Annotated in this window: 1 protein-coding gene; it reads left to right on the top strand. The window is 45.6% G+C overall.

The window, feature by feature from the left end; genetic code table 11:
- On the top strand, positions 1 to 316 hold a 316-nt coding region (locus tag SB658_RS22865), incomplete at both ends, for a ParB/RepB/Spo0J family partition protein (protein ID WP_410602533.1).

The raw sequence follows: 316 nt of genomic DNA, 5'->3' as shown, positions 1-316 counted from the left end.
CATCATTGTCCGTAAATCGATTAAAGGATATGACATTGTAGCAGGTGAACGTCGTTTCCGTGCAGCACAGCAAGCTGGTCTGACAACGATTCCTGCGATCGTCAGAGAATTTTCAGAAACGCTCATGAGAGAGATTGCCCTTTTAGAAAACCTGCAACGCGAGGATTTATCTCCATTGGAAGAAGCGGAAGCCTATGCTTCTTTGCTAGATCACCTAAGTGTGACGCAAGAGGAATTAGCGAAGCGATTAGGGAAGAGCAGACCGCATATTGCGAACCATCTCCGTCTTTTGACTTTACCGGATGAAGTACAAAAG

Origin of the sequence: Bacillus sp. SIMBA_008, assembly GCF_046535495.1 — a bacterium.
Lineage (GTDB): Bacteria > Bacillota > Bacilli > Bacillales > Bacillaceae > Bacillus > Bacillus subtilis.
The sequence above is the reverse complement of the archived record's forward strand: the minus strand, read 5'-3'. Positions and strand labels throughout refer to the sequence as shown.